This window comes from Oceanispirochaeta sp. M1, assembly GCF_003346715.1.
Classification (GTDB): Bacteria; Spirochaetota; Spirochaetia; order DSM-2461; family DSM-2461; genus Oceanispirochaeta.
On sequence record NZ_QQPQ01000023.1, the window covers coordinates 27,206 to 42,917 of the forward strand.

The window sequence follows — 15,712 nt, forward strand, 5'->3', positions numbered from 1 at the left end:
CCATAGGGATTAAGCGCAGAAAAAGTAACTGAGATCAAGCGAAGGACCACATCTATTTACTTAGAAGTGGAATAGGAGACTACATGGCTGTAGTAACAATGAAGAACCTGCTCGAGTCAGGTGTACACTTTGGTCATCAGACCAAACGCTGGGATCCCCGAATGAAGAAGTTTATCTTCTCTCAGAGAAACGGGATTCATATTATCGACCTTCAGAAGACAATCGTTGCAATCCGCGAGGCTTATGACGTTGTAAGAAAGAATGTTCTTGACGGAAAATCCGTTCTTTTCGTAGGTACCAAAAAACAGGCTCAGGCTGCTATTGCAAGAGAAGCTGAACGTTGTGACATGTTCTATGTTAACAACAGATGGCTCGGTGGTATGCTGACCAACTTTTCAACAATCAAAAAATCACTCCACCAGCTCAAGAGAATTGAGAAGATGGAAATTGATGGAACTTTCGAACAGCTGACTAAGAAAGAAGTTTCAAAGCTTCTGAAACAGAAAGATAAACTCGAAAAGAACCTCGGTGGTATTAAGAACATGTCTGAACTCCCCGGAGTTATGTTCATCATCGATACAAAGACAGAAGCAATTGCTGTTGCCGAAGCTAAGAGAATGGGCATTCCCATCATCGCGGTTGTCGACACAAACTGTAACCCCGAAGGTATTACCTATCCTATCCCCGGTAACGATGATGCGATCAGAGCTATCAGCCTGTTCACACAGATCATTGCCAATGCTGTTGTTGAAGCCGACAACGAAATTGGACTGGAAGTAATTGAAAGCCTTCAGGAAGAGGAACAGCCTGCTCCTGAAGAAGCTGCTGCTGAAGCTCCTGCTGCTGAAGCTCCTGCTGCTGAAGCACCTGCTGTTGAAGCTCCTGCTGCTGAAGCACCTGCTGTTGAAGCTCCTGCTGCTGAAGCACCCGCAAAAGAAGCAACTAAAGCTCCTGCTGAAGCAGCTGCCGAAGAAAAACCTGCTGCAAGTGACAGCGATGTTGTATACACTACTGAATAATTAGGAGACTAAAATGGCAGTATCACCAGCTGACGTAAAAAAATTAAGAGACAAAACTCTGGCAGGAATGCTGGATTGTAAAAATGCACTTGTTGAAGCAAACGGAGATTTTGCCGAAGCAGAAAAGATCCTTAAGAAAAAGGGTCTGGCCAGTGCAGATAAGAGAGCCGGACGTTCTACTGACGCCGGTGCTGTTTTCACATCAATTGTGGGAAGCACAGCCGCAGCCATCGAGCTGAACTGTGAAACAGACTTTGTTGCCAAAAACGCTGTATTCAGTGACAATGGTAAGAAAATCGCTGCATATGTTGCTGAAAACAAAGTAAGTGAAGTAAATGCAGGTGTGGAAGAGCTCGTAAAAGAGACTATTTCCATACTGAAAGAAAACATGGGTGTGAAAAGAATTTCCACCATGGAAGTAAGCGATTCTGACTGTGTTGTAGATTACCTCCACAACAACGGACAGATCGGTGTTATGGTAAAACTGAGTTGTGACAGCGCTGAAACAGCCGCTAAAGACGAAGTGAAAGCTCTGGGAATGGACCTGGCTCTGCATGCAGCAGCCTTCAACCCCTCCTACCTTAACCGTGACGCAGTAGATGCTTCATACCTTGCCGATCAGGAAGATATTTTTAAGGGACAGGCCGCTACACTGGACAAACCCGAGAAAGTTATTGCCGGTATTATCAAGGGTAAACTGAACAAACATCTTTCACAGATTTGTTTTGTAGACCAGGCTTTTGTTAAGAATGACAAACTGAGCTGTGCTCAGGCTTGTAATGAAGTTGCTAAAGCTGTTGGTGGAAAAATTGAACTTTCTGAATACATCTATATGATGGTTGGTCAGGAAGCATAATCTTTTCATACAAACGCCCCCTGTGTTATCATAGGGGGTGTTTATTATTTATAAGCATTGATCTATGCGTAATTTATATAAATTACGTATCATAAGGGAGTGAATATGGATACTGTAAAGAAATCAGCAGAAGACAGAATGAGAAAAACTGTTAAGGCACTTAAAGAAGAATTTAACACAATCAGAACAGGTAGAGCCTCTGCCAGTCTCTTTGACAAAATCAATGTGGAGTATTATGGAACTCCCACACCCCTCAATCAGGTGGCAAATATCTCCATACCCGAAGCTAGACTGATAGTCATTCAGCCCTTTGACAAAAATGCCCTGGGTGATATTGAAAAAGCTATCCAGACATCTGAGCTTTCATTAAATCCGAATAACGACGGAAAAGTAATCCGTATCAATATACCTCCCCTAACTGAGGAAAGACGTAAGGACCTGGTTAAACAGTCCAAAAATGTCGGTGAACATAGCCGTGTATCTGTCAGAAACATTCGTCGTGATGTAAATGATCTGATCAAGAAAGGTGATTTTACCGAGGATGAGCAGAAAAAAGGGATGGATGAAGTTCAAAAGCTGACCGACCAGTACATCAAAGAGATCGGTACCATTATTGATGATAAAGAAAAGGAAATAATGGAGATTTAATGGCTTCACAGGAAAGTATTCCATCCCATATAGGGATAATAATGGACGGTAACGGCCGCTGGGCAAAGCAGCGCGGTCAGATCCGCTCCGCTGGTCATCGGGAAGGACTTAATGCGGCAAAGGCAATTGTCAAAGCCGCATCGGATATGGGCTTACAAAACCTGTCTCTCTATGTTTTTTCCACTGAGAACTGGAAAAGAACCGAAGATGAAGTCTCATTCCTTATGGTTCTGATTAAAAGTTACCTGAAAAAGGAATATCAGTTCTATAAGGATAATTCCATTCGTGTCGTTCACAGCGGAGACCTGAGCCGTCTTCCTGAAGATATTCAGAAAGAGATTAAAACCGTAAAGGAACAGACCTCTCATTTCACAGGTCTTACAGTCAATCTTTTGATTAACTACGGTGGTCAGGATGAAGTAGTCAGATCTGTGAACAGTCATATTAAGACGAATCCGGGACAGGCTATTACTGCTGAAATACTGTGGTCGTCTCTGGACAATCCTGATCTTCCTCCTGTGGATCTTCTGATCCGTACGGGTGGAGAAAAAAGGATCAGTAACTTTCTTATCTGGCAGACTGCTTATTCCGAGCTTTATTTTTCTGATAAGCTTTGGCCCGATTGGACAGGAGAAGATCTGCAGCTAGCTGTAGATTCATTTTCGAACCGCGAAAGACGATTCGGCGGAGTTAAATAATGAATAATACCCAGAAAAGATTTCTGCTCTTCGCGGTGGCACTGCCTGTATTGACCATTCTTATACTGATATCCTATGCAAACCATCTGGCTATTAACCTTGTGGTACTGCTGATCACCATGGTCGGAACCAATGAAATGGCTCAGATGCTCAGAAAGGCGGGAATATCTGTTCCTGTTAAGACTCTGACAGTAGTATCAGCTCTTCTCCCGGTTCTGACATACTTTATAACCCTGGGAATACTTCCGGAAAATATCTTACTGCTCTATTTCCTGATTGCAGGACTGTTTGTACTGATCTTACCTATATTCACCATGGGGAAGGCCGGTTTCAAAGGGCTGATAGAAGCAGCTGCAGGCTCATTGCTAAGCTTATTTTATCCCGGATATTTCCTTACCTACATAATTCGCTTTTCAGGATTTGAATCTGCCAGTTTTATACTGATAATTTTTATGCTTATGGTTTATTTCAACGACTCCTTTGCATGGTTTATGGGTGTCTTCTTCGGTAAGAACTCCAAAAGAGGAATTTTTGCTGTAAGCCCGAATAAAAGCCTTATCGGTTTCGGAGGCGGAATTTTTGCCTCACTTGTTGTAACCATCAGCAGCTGGTTTATTTTTCCTAATATAATGCAGGGACCTTTATGGACCGTTATTGTTCTCGGTGTAATTGCCGGAGTGACAACCATCCTTGGAGATCTTATTGAATCGGGTATTAAAAGATCTGCAGGGGTCAAAGACTCAGGCAATATCATAATGGGCAGGGGCGGACTCCTGGACTCTATTGATTCTCTTTTACTGACTGCACCGATTTTCTATTACTTCCTGCAATTCACTACCCTATAGATCAGGTTAAAACATGAAACGAGTACTGATACTGGGATCGACCGGCTCAATCGGTCAGAGTACCCTTGAAATAATACGTTCCCATCACGAAGAATTCCGGCTTGTCGGTCTTCAGGGACACAGCAATGAGCAGAAGCTTCTCAAAGACGCAGCTGATTACCCTGATGCAAGTCTCTGTCTCAGCGCTAAGAAACCCGGCAGTGAGAAAATAAAATATCACGGATCTCAGGGCATTCTTGATCTGATAAAAGATTCTGATGCAGATATTGTAGTTAACGGCATTGTCGGTGCCAGTGGACTGATGCCCTCGGTTCAGACACTGAAATGCGGTATTGATCTGGCACTGGCCAACAAGGAGTCCATGGTACTTGCAGGACCCCTTATCAAACACCTTGCTTCAGTTCACCGCTGCAGGCTCCTGCCTGTAGATTCTGAACATTCGGCAATATTCTATCTCCTTGAGAATAGAAAGGCTGCAACCATATCTGAGATTATACTGACTGCCTCAGGCGGTCCCTTCCGGAACAGAGAGATTGATGACTTTGATTCAATAACCAAGAAGGATGCTCTGGCTCACCCGACATGGGATATGGGTCCGAAAATTACAATTGATTCGGCAACCATGGCCAATAAGGGTCTCGAGGTTATAGAAGCACAACAGCTTTTTGATTTTGATGTAGACAGAATTAAAGTTCTCATACATCCCCAAAGTTATGTTCATTCCCTGATCAGAACTAAAGACCTGGCCCTTTATGCGCAGATTTCAGCACCTGACATGAGACTTCCTATTCAGAATGCACTTTTTTATCCAGTTATGAAAGAAGTTCCCTGGGCCTATCTGGATCTTGCAGGTAAAACACTTGAGTTCCAGGAACCGGATTTCAGGAAATTCCCCATGCTGAAGTATGCCTTTGAATGTGCAGACCTTAGAAAATCATACTCTATTGCCTATAACGCTGCCAACGAGATTGCGGTAGATGCATTTCTGGGAGACAGAATTAAATATAAATCAATTGCCGAAGTTACCGAGCATACCCTCCAGAAAGACTGGAGCAATAAATACAACACTGTAGAAGAAATTCTAGCAAGTGATAGAAAAGCACGAAACACGGCAGAAAAATTTGTCAGGAAAATAACGATATGACCATAATGAAGATTCTATTCGGTCTGGTTGGATTATCCATTGTAGTGGTAGTCCATGAGGCCGGACATTTTATAGCCGCCAAACTTTCAGGCATCAAGGTTGAGGCCTTCTCCGTCGGTTGGGGTAAGGTTCTCTATTCAAGGATGTGGAAAGATACGGAATTCAGGATTTCTCTCTTCCCCCTCGGAGGATACTGCAAGATGCAGGGTGAACAGGCAATGATACAGGCCTGGGAGAGCAAAGCAAAAACCATTGATACCGACGAAGGTGATATGTATGCCGCCAGCTGGTGGAAGAGAATCATTGTGTCTCTCAGCGGTCCGTTTATGAACCTGATTTTTGCGGGGATTATCTTCTTCGTAATCAGTTTCATAGGTTATAACATCCACTTTTACCCGTCTCGTATTGTCCTTGCCTCTGAGTATACTCAACGCAGTGACTACCCCGCTGATCAGGCCGAACTGCAGAGCGGAGATCTGATTACTGCAATCAATGGTAAAGAAATTGAGCGCTTTGATCAGCTCCAGAGGATGATTGTCGTCAATCCTGATGAGGCCATTACCCTTACAGTTAAAAGAGACTCAAAACTAATGAACATCGATGTCACTCCCGAACTAAATAAGGAGAGCGGTGCCGGTTATATGGGGATTTATCCCTGGATCGATGCTGTAATCCGTGAGTTCAGTGATGAATCACTTCTCAGGGACTACGGTGCCATGGCCGGAGACAGAATACTGGCGGTCAATTCAAGACCCGTTTCTCATGCCCTGGATGTTTCTGCCTCACTTAAAGAGGGAGAGCTTGTTCAGACCATGACCATTTTGCGGAATAATCAGAGAATTACCCTGGATATGTCCGGTGGGATGGAATTAGGCCTGGGTGGAATCAAGTTTGATTACCTGACATACCGGACACCGGCATTCAAACTCATCTCATCATTTAAAAATGGAGCCCTGGAAGCCTGGGAATCAACTAGAAACTCTGTTAAGGGACTTGCACTTCTATTCAAGGGTATCAATCTTCAGTCAGCCGTTTCCGGCCCCCTGAGGATCACCTATATGACCGGAGATCTGGCATTCTCAGGATTCAAAGCCGGTATCGGAGAGGGGCTGCTGAGCTTCTTCCGCTTTATTGCTTTGATTAATATTGCCCTGTTTATAATGAACCTTCTTCCCATTCCTGTCCTTGACGGCGGTCAGATACTTCTGTTTCTTGTAGAAGGCCTGTTTAAAAGAAAACCTAATCCAGCGGTACTCTATAGATACCAGATGCTGGGTACGATGATAGTATTTGCACTGATAATTTTTGCAACCATGAATGACATACTCTTTTTTTCAAGGAACTGATTAATGAAAAAATTAAAAATTACCATACTGCTTTTTATGCTTAGTGCTTCTCTGCTTCCCGCACAGAGAATGATAATTGATTCAGGGCATAATAAATCGGTAACTGCTCTACACTATCACAATCAGTCAAACTCACTGATATCCGCCGATGATTCAGGATTGGTAAATATCTGGGATCTTGAAAGTGACAAACTTGAATATCAACTGGATACGGGTCTATACGGCAGTATTGAACTGAAGCTTCATCCGGAAAAAACTGAGCTGGCAATTCTTGTCAACAGACCGGGTTACAGCGCTCTCTCGGTATGGAATTGGAAAACAGGCAAAAATCTATTTACCAAAACACTCTCAACTCGTCCTATTCAGTTTGATTATTCAGGAAAGGGAAAATTTCTTTTCCTTGCTCGTGTAGGAAATCCGAGTATTGTTTTATATGACAGTCAGTCCGGCCGTGAATACTCATATCTGAAAAGATTGAGCGGTCTCTTCAGCTATGGTTATATCGGTTCTACAGAATCTACTATCATGACCTACAGCAACTCCGGATACTTCAGATATTTTGACATCCGTACATCCTCTCTTAAGAATGAAGCTCCCACCATGGAAGATTTAAGTGATATACAGGTACTTCAGACCGAAGGAAAACGTTATATTCTTGCACGTAAAGAAAACTCAATCTTCATGATTGACCGCCTCAGCGGAGATGTCAAAGATGCAATGACTGTGGAAAATATGCTCTCTTTCTCCATTGACCAGAACAGAGGTGTCCTTTCTGTAGTAAAGCAGTCTGAAAGCGGAAGACTCCGAATCAGTCACAGCTCCACCAAAGGTGCGTTTTTCTCTCCAATTGCTTCGGAAAATTATCTTAACAATGCAAACAGAACACTTGAAGACATGACTGCCGATACAGGTTTTTTCAGAATAACAGACAGATTCAGAGCCATAGAAACCATAAATAACAGGGTCTTTTTATCAGATGCTTCAGGTAATATCTGGGAGCTTGATAAGACTACTTTCAGTCCCATTGTCTACAAGAAAAATGAGCTGGCACATATACAGGATATTGAATTCAACGGAGACACACTCTATATACTCAGCGAAAATGATCTTTATACTCTTGAGAGTAAGTTTTTCGGGGCCAGTGGAACATACAGTACGAACCGTCTGAATGACCTGAGTATGGCTTCCATGAAGAATCCCATTATGGGTAACTCTAAATTAGAGAGTTATGAAGATGGGAAACTTCTTATATGGTCCAGTGAAAATAATGGTAAGGGATATGTTCTCTACGATCCGGAGAACAATGAAATTATTGGAGAAAATAACAGTTACTCCGCGGCTCTGGATCAGGTTAAGGTCAGAAACAGTCAGGTTCTTGCTCTGGAGAGCACTGGAGAGGCCACTTTAAGCAATCTTCAGACAGGAATTAGAGAATTCGGGTTCTCGGCTCTTGGAATGGTTAGTCTGAATTTCCTTGATGATTCCACATTGTTGGCCGGCAAATCACTGATGAAAACAAGTAAGAATCCCCTTTTGACAGTTCAGCTGGACACAGGAGAGATTACACCCTTTGATGATAACCGTTTCCTCATTTACAACATATTAAGTCCTGAGAGGGGCAACAGCATCTATACAGCGGGCCTTAAACTGAAAGAAGACGGTACAATTTCAACAGAGATCAGAAGTCATCAAAAAGAGAACCCTTCTGAAGTCACTACCATCTACAGTAAGAAGGGAGAATGGATCAATTCAATATTAACTGTAGATTCATCCTCCTATACTCCCACACTCTATGGAAGTATTACGGGTCGGGATATTATAAAAATCAGGGGGACTCAGAGACGGACCTGGAGTTATGATAGAAATATTGAAAATATGTTTTATCATCAGTCGGTTCTCTATATCATTAACAGTGACGGATCTCTGACCCTCTTTGATCCTCAGAAAGGGATAAAAATTCTGGATTATTACCTGCTGAGTGATGAAAACTGGATATCCATCAATGCGGCAACAGGTTCCAAACCGGTCATAAGCGACAGAGCGGCGGCTTCAAAGATTAACAGCTTTTCCACGACTACTGGACGATCGGTGGGGAGCAGCTTCAGTATTAAAACTTTAGCAGCTCCGGAATCCTGAAACCCATAAGCCTTAGACGTTAAGGCAAAAAAAACCCCGCTGTTTACCGGCGGGGTTTTATTATCTCAATTGAAATTATCAGGATTTACTGTGCAATGGATTCTGGCTTATTTTTTCAATAGCCATAGACACAACTGTCTCAATATCCTTTATAAGGACTTCTGTCTCCGCTTTGGTAAAAAGACTGCCAAGAAGTGAAACAGTATAACGTGGTTTTATCTGATTAAGGGTATAACATGCCATATCCTGTACACAGTCTGTACATTTACAGATGTCATCATCAGAAATAGAAGAAAGCTGCTTCTCAAGCTCATTGTAAGCAACATCTTTAACTTCATTTTTAATCTCATCAAGATTATAATTTTCAATAAAAGTCATTCAAACTCCTAATTACTGTGTGCCAGAGGAACAAACTTGGTAAAATGGGGTATAAAAGCCATTTTAACAACACCGACGGGACCATTTCTCTGCTTGGCAATGATCAGTTCTGTCTCTATATTTTCAGGTGTTCCTTCATGACTGTCAATCCCTCTCTCTCTATGGAGGAACATAACCACATCGGCATCCTGCTCAATTGCACCTGATTCACGGAGGTCTGCCAGGCCGGGGGCCTTACCTTCGGTCTGACGTCCTACCTGGGACAATGCAACTATAGGAATATCCAGTTCACGGGCAAGTGCCTTGAGAGACCGGCTGACCTCGGCCATCTGTTCATGCCGCGGGATTCTTTTATCTTCAAATGTAATGAGTCCAAGATAGTCAACAAATATAATTTTCACATCAAATTTACTGACCATTCGACGCGCCTGGGCTCTCAGGTCCAGAAGCTTCATATTGGGAGTATCGTCTATCCAGAGGGGGGCATCATAGATGCTGCTGGCTGCATCAGTCAGACTGTTGAAGTCTGAAGGTTTAAGCAGTCCGGTTCTGATTTTATTTGAATTAATGTTAGCCTGCAGGGACAGGAGTCTCTGCATAACCGACAGTGTTGTCATTTCCAGTGTAAAAAAGCCACAGTTAATTTTCTGTTTTATGGCGATATTGGCGGCAACGGTCAATGCAAAAGCTGTTTTACCTACCGAAGGACGGGCTCCGATAACAATCATTTCTGATTTTTGGAATCCCGTAGTCATGGCATCCAGATCATCAAATCCGGAAGGTACACCAGTGAAATCACCTTTTTGAGAATAACGCTGTTCGATGGCGAATATGGCTTCTTTTATTACATCGCCGGCAGACTGTATGGAATCAACTGATCTTTGATCGTTGATATCAAATACCTGTCGCTCAACTTCCTCAAGTATCTCGGAAGTATCTTTAGATTCATCATGTGCCTGTGCGTGAATTTCTGCAGAAATTGTCAGGAGCCTGCGGCGAATGCTGCATTCCCGGACTATTTTTGAATAGTATTCAATATTTGCTGTAGTGGGTACTGAGGATGTGAGACCGCTGACATAGGCAGCGCCTCCTGCTCTTTCCAGAAGAGCCTCAGACTTAAGCTCTTCAATTAATGTCAGAAGGTCAACACCACTGCCTTTTTTTTCAAGCTGTTCAATAGCATTGAAAATATGCTGATTTCCTGTTCTGAAAAAATCCCCGACTCCCAGATACATACGTACAATATCCAGAGCATCGAGGTTGAAATTTATTAAGAGTGCCCCCAGTACAGCAGATTCTGCATCTTCATTATACGGAGGCACTTTATCTTTCAGGGAAACTGATTCCATATGTTCCTTGAATTTATTCGACAGATTCTTCGGCAGATACTTCGGGAGCGGCTTCTTCAGCAACAGCTTCTTCAGCAACAGCTTCTTCAGCAACAGCTACTTCAGCAACAGCTTCTTCAGTAGAAGCTTTAACTTCTACTTTAGCCTTAGGTTTAGCTTCGGGTTTAGAACCTTCAACCTGGACACCTTCGATGACAACTTTCAGTTCGGCAGTTTCACCACCGTAAAGTTTGATTTTTACTGTAGAATTACCTGTAACTTTGATGGAATTACCATCAATTTCAACTTTCTTCTTTTCAACAGTAAGACCAATCTTGCTGAGCTCTTCTACGATTGTAGCAGCTGTAACAGCACCGAAAAGCTTTCCTTTATCACCGGCAGGCATAGAGATGTTCAGAACTTCTTTAGCCAGACGCTCTTTGATACCCATGGCATCTTTTCTTTTTGTATCTTTTCTTTTTTCAATAGCCATTTTTTTCTGTTCAAACATGTTCAGATTGGCTTTGTTAAAAGGTACGGCCAGTTTCTTGGGGATAAGAAAGTTTCTGGCATAACCGTCAGTTACGACTTTTACATCACCTTCTTCACCAAGGCTGGAAATATCCTGATTTAATATAATCTTCATGGATTTACTCCTTGTCAAATATTCTGTAATTTACCCAGAGTTCGGATACACCGAGCCCTGCAATCAATATCAATAAGGCCAGATTAACACCCGGCATAACAATCAGAAAACCTGTAGTCATCAGCAGTATACGCTGCATCTGAACAGATAATCCTTTTTTATTCATCAAACGCTTTATTATCCCAAGTCCGCGAACTGCATAACAGCCTGCGGTGATCAGAACAATATTGCTGACCCCATAGGAAGGCACTCTCCCCAGCAGATCGATTCCCCGTACTTCCATCAGCCTATCAACAAGATATAGCGTCAGTGGTACGAAAAGAAACCAAACCCAGACTTCCGGAAGTTCCCAGCCTTCTGTTTCTGTATCAGAATCCGTTCCATTTCTGCGTTTCATTAAACTCTGTCCCAACCAAAGGGAGAAAGCAATGAAAAAGAAGTACCAGACAAGTCCGAAACTTCCAACCATATCCTGAAATATAAGGAACAACGTTTCTCCGTTCATCAAACTATCTCCCTCAAGACCGGATGCCGTGAGATTCAGCTCATTGCTGATACTCAGGATCTGGTTCAAAGAAAGAATAATCTGATCTTTTAATCCACCTGCAAAAGGCAGAAGAAGCATGCTTAAGACAGCAGTTCCTGCTGTAACAAAAGCAATTCGGACCGGAAGAGTTATTCCCTTCAATTCAAAATTACAGATATAGAGTCCTGAAACTACTAGAAACAGGATGAATCCGTCTACATATAAAAATCCCAATGCCCCGAGAGGCCTCAGAATCATTGCCCTGAAGGCAAGAATCAGAATCACTGAAAACAGGGATGAACTCAGAAAACGTGACCTATTGCTGTCCCTTGCAGAAAACTGCAGTGGAACGGCAAAAAAAGGTGACAGTATCCCTAGATTATACAGCACAGCTGTTGTCAGGGATATTCCTGTAATTTTTCTGATCTGACCGGTTTCCAAAAAAAAGTTCCTGATTATTTAGAAACGTAAGGAAGAAGAGCCAGTGCTCTTGATCTCTTAACTTCTGTTGTCAGCATTCTCTGGTGTTTTGCACAGGTTCCAGTGATTCTTCTAGGAAGAATCTTTCCTCTTTCTGTTACGAAACGACGCAGTGAATCGGGTTTTTTGTAATCAACTTCCAATCCATTCTTACAAAACTTACATACTTTTTTCTTGTAAAAAGTTCTTCTGGGTCTCATACCCGAACCTCTGTCTCCACCGCTTCTGTCTCCACCGGTTCTGGGACCAGCAGGTCTGGCATCTGCAGTATTTCCCTGTGTAGCAGGTGCTGCTGCATTCTGTGTATCTTCAGACATGTTTTTCTCCTTCGTACATCAATTTTACTTTCCATCTCATAGTCATTCTCTTCCACGGCTCAGGGCCGAGGGACTTAAAATGGAATATCATCCTCAAAGCGTTCTTTCTGAGCCGGTGGCACTGAATTATTCTGTTCAGGCTTATTGTATGACTCAAAAGGTTGAGAATTTTTCGGGGGTGGCGTTCCCTGGTTGTTCTGATGGGAATTATCTCCCATCTGCCCCCTGTCGCTTCTGCTACCCAGAAGCTGAATATTTGTGGCTTCGATTGTGACTTTGCTACGCTTCATGCCGTCCTGCTCCCAGCGTTCCTGCCGGAGCTGACCTTCAACAGCAAGCTGCGTTCCTTTGCTAAGGTACTGACTTAAAGATTCCGCTCGTTTACCGAACAGAGTAACATCAAAAAAGTTGGCCTCATCAACCCATTGATCACCCTGTTTCCGTCTACGATTAACGGCCATGCCCATTTTAGCAATGGCCCATCCTGTATTTGTGTACTGGAGTTCTGCATCTCTTGTAAGTCTACCGACTAGAATAACGCGATTTAAATCTTCTGCCATGGGAACTCCTTATTATTTCTCTTTTTTTACAAAAAGATACTTGAGAAGAGATGTCTCTAACTTGAGAGCATCTTCAATCTTAAGGATTCCTGCGGGATCGGCGTCAATATTGAACAGGTGGTAATGACCACGCTCTTCTTTTGTAACGGGATAAGCAAGCAATCTGTCACCCATATCTTCTTCTGAAGTAATGGTAACTCCGTTCTTTTCAAAAATGGCTTTAACATTTTTCAGACCGGTTGCATAGTTGTCTTCCTTTACGCGGAAAACTGCTGTAAATTCATAGGATCTCATTCTATCCTCCTTACGGACATTAATGATTTGCTCATACCGAGCAAATAAAGAGGCTGTGGAAAAATAACATAAGAGCTAATTGATGTCAAGCTAAATGCCCATCTTGCCGACACATATAATACACAATATTGTATCGGAGTGAAAGATGAGCGAGAAGGTTCATTATGAAGATAATCTATTTTACCTGCATACTGAAATTACAAATATCCAGAACGGCCTGAAACTATCTATCGACAGCGAGTTCTTCGCATCGAGGATAGTACAGCAAATTTTTGCCGTTGATACCGTATTAAACAGACATTATACCCTGCTCAAAGAGAATCCTTATCTGATAAGACGGAACGACTTTCTCTTTTCAATTCAGAAACTGAAAACCAAACTGGCGGCTCTAATCGAGTTTGCAGAGGAAAAAAAAGGTTTTTTTTCTGAAAAAGACAGGGAGAGGTTTCCCGAACTGAAACGGAAAATGGCTTTACATCTGGAGGATGTACAATCCATACGCCGGGAAATCAGTGAAAACCTTCGAAATTCAACAGAGGACAATTCAAGTCTCTCATCAAGTGAGTACGAGTTATTAATGCAGCAGGGGGAAGACTGAGCTCCCCCCTGACCACATGTTATGCATATTTGTGTTTGAGACCAGCCCTTGTGTTATAGGCTGTTAATTATCAGGCAGGAGTATATTCGTTTCCGACTTTTCTTGCTCTCACAGGTGTATCCAGATCAATTCCAAGTTCCAACCCCGTTTCTACCAACAGATTCCATCCGGCTGCAAGTTCTACGTAATCCTGGAAATCACCGGCATCCGGTATAACCACAGAGTGGGTAAAAGATGTCTTACGCGCAGCTATTGAGATAATTTTGACCCCCACAGCGTCTGTCAGACATTTAATGAATTTTTCCTCTTCCTCTTCAAAGGGATCTACTACAATCAGTACGTCATCTGAATTCATAACCTCTTCAATACCGTGAGCGGCATATGTACCCTCGAGAAAATCAGATTTCTTTCGGGTAATTTCGTTTGTTTTAAGAGTCAGTTCTTCTGCGACACCCGTATTCCTGCCTGCAAAATAGATCATGCCGGCACCGGCGATAAGCTTCGTAACTTCAGGATCAATTTCCAGTGTCAGTGCTTTTTCCACAGCATCAGCAACTCCGGCAAGATCCTTTAGATCCTCTCCTTTAAGACCGGCACGAACCGCATCGTAAAAAAGAGCCTGTTCGGCAACACTTTTTGTGGCCGCTACTGCGTCTTCTCCGCCGCAGTTCAGAACAAAGGTGGATTTGCAGTAACTCTCAAGTGTTGAATCTTCAGAGGCTGTGACACCGTAGAGACCGGTATGTCCGGCTTTTTTCAGCTTATCAAAGAGCCTGATCAGCTCCTTGGTTCTTCCTGAGTTGGATGATCCGAAAACAGTTTTATTTTTCAGATCATAATCCATGGCCTGTGTGGAACCTTCGGTGATAAACCTGGTGGATTCACCCTTCATCAGTGACTGGGAAATGGCTCTTTTCGCCGGGAAAATACGGCTGGAGCCCTCTCCTGTCAGAAGGACCTCATTGCTGGCCTTTACATCATCCACATAGACATCAAGATTGGGAATATCAAACTCCCTGATGACCCGTGGTGTTTCAAGCATTTCACGGCACAGTGCAAATTTCTGATATTTTTCGTTATTATTCATTCTTATTTCCTTATATGATCAAGGCTGCATTACAGGCTTGAGGGTTTTGTAATTAAATTTGATTTTAAAACTTCCTGAATCAGGGGATCTTTCTGAAATCCGCCGCCAAGGTGCTGCCAGAAACATTCGGCGTATTCCACTCCCACCATCTGACCGAGTTCCGCAGAGAATTTTTTCATTTCTCCAAAAAAATCATCAATTTTATGCATATGTTTCATCAGATCCATCTGTGAGAGATGGCATCCCAGCATCTCAAGTTTAGTATCAATTACCGAGCTGATATCTATAAAGAAGTGAGGATCGGGTATGGGAAAGCCAAGGGGATCAGAGAGGCTCATGGGAGCACTGTGATACAGCAATGGTGTCACAGGCAGAGGCTTCTCTTTTGAAGGGACATTGGGGAGAGCTGACACTATGGCTGCGGCATCACATATTAGCGATGTTGCCCGGTGATCAGGATGATAATCATTGGAAATATGAGTGATAATTATCCCTGCCTCAACCTTCCGGATGATATCCACCATCTTGATCCTGATATCTTCATTATCAAAAACATATCCATCCCGCTGATCCAGACAGTAATAGTCGGCATTGACTACATCCGCCGCTTTTTTAGCTTCTTCCTTTCTGATGCGGATTGTCTCTTCTTCGTCACCGCTCATACCGCCCATCCCTCCGGCAGTCATTGTGACAATGGAGATTTTATACCCTGCATCTATGAGAAGTCTTATGGTTCCGCCGCACCAGGCTTCTGCGTCATCGGGATGAGCCTGTACAACTAGTACATTTTTATTAAAATCTGTCAT

General features: G+C 42.9%; 18 protein-coding genes. 9 read left to right on the top strand and 9 right to left on the bottom strand.

What is annotated here, in order from left to right; all coding sequences use genetic code 11:
- Window positions 1–83: 83 nt before the first annotated feature.
- The 8 genes from rpsB to DV872_RS16320 all read left to right on the top strand — a co-directional run bounded on the left by rpsB (window position 84) and on the right by DV872_RS16320 (window position 8,692).
- Entirely contained in the window at window positions 84–1,019 is a 936-nt protein-coding gene (rpsB, locus tag DV872_RS16285; protein WP_114631009.1) for a 30S ribosomal protein S2, read from the top strand.
- A gap of 13 nt (window positions 1,020–1,032) precedes the next feature.
- The gene (gene tsf / locus DV872_RS16290; protein ID WP_114631010.1) at window positions 1,033–1,875 is read left to right on the top strand and encodes a translation elongation factor Ts; all 843 of its coding nucleotides are present in this window, start codon (window positions 1,033–1,035) and stop codon (window positions 1,873–1,875) included.
- A 105-nt stretch (window positions 1,876–1,980) separates the two neighbouring features.
- Window positions 1,981–2,523 carry a ribosome recycling factor gene (gene frr, locus DV872_RS16295; protein ID WP_114631011.1) on the top strand — a complete coding sequence of 181 codons (543 nt, stop codon included), beginning with the start codon at window positions 1,981–1,983 and terminating at the stop codon, window positions 2,521–2,523.
- A complete protein-coding gene (gene uppS / locus DV872_RS16300; protein WP_114631012.1) occupies window positions 2,523–3,221 on the top strand; it encodes a polyprenyl diphosphate synthase in 699 nt (232 codons plus the stop codon). Before frr ends, uppS begins: the two co-directional genes overlap by 1 nt.
- A complete protein-coding gene (locus DV872_RS16305; protein ID WP_114631013.1) occupies window positions 3,221–4,066 on the top strand; it encodes a phosphatidate cytidylyltransferase in 846 nt (281 codons plus the stop codon). Before uppS ends, DV872_RS16305 begins: the two co-directional genes overlap by 1 nt.
- 13 nt (window positions 4,067–4,079) lie before the next feature.
- Window positions 4,080–5,210, top strand: a complete 1,131-nt coding sequence (dxr, locus tag DV872_RS16310) for a 1-deoxy-D-xylulose-5-phosphate reductoisomerase (protein ID WP_114631014.1) — start codon at window positions 4,080–4,082, stop codon at window positions 5,208–5,210.
- Window positions 5,207–6,556, top strand: a complete 1,350-nt coding sequence (rseP, locus tag DV872_RS16315) for an RIP metalloprotease RseP (RefSeq protein ID WP_114631015.1) — start codon at window positions 5,207–5,209, stop codon at window positions 6,554–6,556. Before dxr ends, rseP begins: the two co-directional genes overlap by 4 nt.
- Before the next feature lie 3 nt (window positions 6,557–6,559).
- Window positions 6,560–8,692 carry a WD40 repeat domain-containing protein gene (locus DV872_RS16320; protein ID WP_114631016.1) on the top strand — a complete coding sequence of 711 codons (2,133 nt, stop codon included), beginning with the start codon at window positions 6,560–6,562 and terminating at the stop codon, window positions 8,690–8,692.
- A gap of 78 nt (window positions 8,693–8,770) precedes the next feature.
- On the opposite strand, the gene DV872_RS16325 is transcribed toward DV872_RS16320, so the two are convergent.
- The 7 genes from DV872_RS16325 to rpsF all read right to left on the bottom strand — a co-directional run bounded on the left by DV872_RS16325 (window position 8,771) and on the right by rpsF (window position 13,221).
- Entirely contained in the window at window positions 8,771–9,070 is a 300-nt protein-coding gene (locus DV872_RS16325) for a late competence development ComFB family protein (protein WP_114631017.1), read from the bottom strand.
- Window positions 9,071–9,078: 8 nt separating this feature from the next.
- A complete protein-coding gene (gene dnaB / locus DV872_RS16330) occupies window positions 9,079–10,419 on the bottom strand; it encodes a replicative DNA helicase (RefSeq protein WP_114631018.1) in 1,341 nt (446 codons plus the stop codon).
- A gap of 13 nt (window positions 10,420–10,432) precedes the next feature.
- Window positions 10,433–11,044: a 50S ribosomal protein L9 gene (rplI, locus tag DV872_RS16335; RefSeq protein ID WP_114631019.1), complete on the bottom strand. Its 612-nt coding sequence runs from the start codon at window positions 11,042–11,044 to the stop codon at window positions 10,433–10,435.
- Window positions 11,045–11,048: 4 nt separating this feature from the next.
- Complete coding sequence (locus tag DV872_RS16340) at window positions 11,049–12,011, bottom strand: hypothetical protein (protein WP_114631020.1); 963 nt, start codon at window positions 12,009–12,011, stop codon at window positions 11,049–11,051.
- A 14-nt stretch (window positions 12,012–12,025) separates the two neighbouring features.
- Entirely contained in the window at window positions 12,026–12,367 is a 342-nt protein-coding gene (gene rpsR, locus DV872_RS16345) for a 30S ribosomal protein S18 (RefSeq protein ID WP_114631021.1), read from the bottom strand.
- A gap of 74 nt (window positions 12,368–12,441) precedes the next feature.
- Complete coding sequence (locus tag DV872_RS16350) at window positions 12,442–12,927, bottom strand: single-stranded DNA-binding protein (RefSeq protein ID WP_114631022.1); 486 nt, start codon at window positions 12,925–12,927, stop codon at window positions 12,442–12,444.
- 12 nt (window positions 12,928–12,939) lie between these two features.
- Window positions 12,940–13,221 (bottom strand): 30S ribosomal protein S6, encoded by a 282-nt coding sequence (gene rpsF, locus DV872_RS16355; RefSeq protein ID WP_114631023.1) that lies wholly within the window; start codon window positions 13,219–13,221, stop codon window positions 12,940–12,942.
- 145 nt (window positions 13,222–13,366) lie between these two features.
- Here rpsF and DV872_RS16360 point away from each other — a divergent pair, with 145 nt between their 5' ends.
- Window positions 13,367–13,819, top strand: coding sequence for a hypothetical protein (locus DV872_RS16360; protein ID WP_114631024.1), 453 nt, complete (start codon window positions 13,367–13,369; stop codon window positions 13,817–13,819).
- A 70-nt stretch (window positions 13,820–13,889) separates the two neighbouring features.
- Here the strand turns inward: DV872_RS16360 and DV872_RS16365 are convergent, their stop codons facing one another.
- A complete protein-coding gene (locus tag DV872_RS16365) occupies window positions 13,890–14,906 on the bottom strand; it encodes an SIS domain-containing protein (RefSeq protein ID WP_114631025.1) in 1,017 nt (338 codons plus the stop codon).
- A 29-nt stretch (window positions 14,907–14,935) separates the two neighbouring features.
- On the bottom strand, window positions 14,936–15,712 hold the full coding sequence (locus DV872_RS16370) for a PIG-L deacetylase family protein (protein ID WP_114631026.1): 777 nt from the start codon (window positions 15,710–15,712) through the stop codon (window positions 14,936–14,938).

Bases quoted from the DNA above. Each gene is read 5' to 3' on its own strand.
- rpsB (WP_114631009.1), top strand. From the start codon at position 84: ATGGCTGTAGTAACAATGAAGAACCTGCTCGAGTCAGGTGTACACTTT.
- tsf (WP_114631010.1), top strand. From the start codon at position 1,033: ATGGCAGTATCACCAGCTGACGTAAAAAAATTAAGAGACAAAACTCTG.
- frr (WP_114631011.1), top strand. From the start codon at position 1,981: ATGGATACTGTAAAGAAATCAGCAGAAGACAGAATGAGAAAAACTGTT.
- uppS (WP_114631012.1), top strand. From the start codon at position 2,523: ATGGCTTCACAGGAAAGTATTCCATCCCATATAGGGATAATAATGGAC.
- DV872_RS16305 (WP_114631013.1), top strand. From the start codon at position 3,221: ATGAATAATACCCAGAAAAGATTTCTGCTCTTCGCGGTGGCACTGCCT.
- dxr (WP_114631014.1), top strand. From the start codon at position 4,080: ATGAAACGAGTACTGATACTGGGATCGACCGGCTCAATCGGTCAGAGT.
- rseP (WP_114631015.1), top strand. From the start codon at position 5,207: ATGACCATAATGAAGATTCTATTCGGTCTGGTTGGATTATCCATTGTA.
- DV872_RS16320 (WP_114631016.1), top strand. From the start codon at position 6,560: ATGAAAAAATTAAAAATTACCATACTGCTTTTTATGCTTAGTGCTTCT.
- DV872_RS16325 (WP_114631017.1), bottom strand. From the start codon at position 9,070: ATGACTTTTATTGAAAATTATAATCTTGATGAGATTAAAAATGAAGTT.
- dnaB (WP_114631018.1), bottom strand. From the start codon at position 10,419: ATGGAATCAGTTTCCCTGAAAGATAAAGTGCCTCCGTATAATGAAGAT.
- rplI (WP_114631019.1), bottom strand. From the start codon at position 11,044: ATGAAGATTATATTAAATCAGGATATTTCCAGCCTTGGTGAAGAAGGT.
- rpsR (WP_114631021.1), bottom strand. From the start codon at position 12,367: ATGTCTGAAGATACACAGAATGCAGCAGCACCTGCTACACAGGGAAAT.
- DV872_RS16350 (WP_114631022.1), bottom strand. From the start codon at position 12,927: ATGGCAGAAGATTTAAATCGCGTTATTCTAGTCGGTAGACTTACAAGA.
- rpsF (WP_114631023.1), bottom strand. From the start codon at position 13,221: ATGAGATCCTATGAATTTACAGCAGTTTTCCGCGTAAAGGAAGACAAC.
- DV872_RS16360 (WP_114631024.1), top strand. From the start codon at position 13,367: ATGAGCGAGAAGGTTCATTATGAAGATAATCTATTTTACCTGCATACT.
- DV872_RS16365 (WP_114631025.1), bottom strand. From the start codon at position 14,906: ATGAATAATAACGAAAAATATCAGAAATTTGCACTGTGCCGTGAAATG.
- DV872_RS16370 (WP_114631026.1), bottom strand. From the start codon at position 15,712: ATGACAGATTTTAATAAAAATGTACTAGTTGTACAGGCTCATCCCGAT.